Source organism: Pseudomonas sp. AC463 (assembly GCF_979253585.1).
This window is the reverse complement of the sequence record NZ_CEEDDZ010000661.1, coordinates 1-268: the sequence shown is the minus strand read 5'-3', so window position 1 is coordinate 268 and position 268 is coordinate 1. Positions and strand designations below refer to the sequence as shown.

Here is a 268-nt window from a genome sequence, read left to right as displayed (position 1 = left end):
AGTCGATGGGAACCACGTTAATATTCGTGGGCCTGGTGGTGTGTGACGGATGGTGTGTGGTGTACGTCCTTATCGGATTGGACGTGCTTCGAAACTGTCCCGGGAAATAGCCCCACCGTATAGACCGTACCCGAAACCGACACAGGTGGTCAGGTAGAGTATACCAAGGCGCTTGAGAGAAGTGTCCTGAAGGAACTCGGCAAATTGCCTCCGTACCTTCGGAAGAAGGAGGCCCTCACAGCGGGCAACCGGTATGAGGGGGCACAGG

1 rRNA gene is annotated in these 268 nt (G+C 56.0%); it reads left to right on the top strand.

The features are described from left to right. A 23S ribosomal RNA gene (locus AC0IYH_RS31845) occupies window positions 1–268 on the top strand; the annotation flags it as partial.